The organism is Leyella stercorea, assembly GCF_021531355.1.
Classification (GTDB): domain Bacteria; phylum Bacteroidota; class Bacteroidia; order Bacteroidales; family Bacteroidaceae; genus Prevotella.
Genome location: NZ_JADYTS010000235.1, coordinates 1 through 291, shown reverse-complemented (window position 1 = coordinate 291; position 291 = coordinate 1). Strand labels below are relative to the sequence as shown.

The following is a 291-nucleotide window of genomic DNA, read 5'->3' as shown; positions in this document are numbered from 1 at the left end:
AGATAAAGGAGAACCCGAACGGTTTCTTGGAGCGTATCGAGACAATCCCGACTGACAAGGAGCATCTTTCACAGGACGAGGTTATCCGCTTGGCATCCACTCCATGCTCTGCCCCTGCATTGAAGCGAGCCTTCCTGTTCTCTTGTCTTACGGCATTGAGAAAGAGCGACATCAAGAAACTCACTTGGGAGGAGATACAGCCATACGGCAGCGATGGTGTGATGTATGTCACCACACGAATGCAGAAGACAAAAGACATCGTGCATAACCCAATCAGTGAGGAAGCCTTGG

Annotated in this window: 1 protein-coding gene; it reads left to right on the top strand. The window is 50.2% G+C overall.

The window, feature by feature from the left end:
- The coding region (locus I6E38_RS15205) for a site-specific integrase (protein WP_475595055.1) at positions 1-291 on the top strand (291 nt) is incomplete at both ends.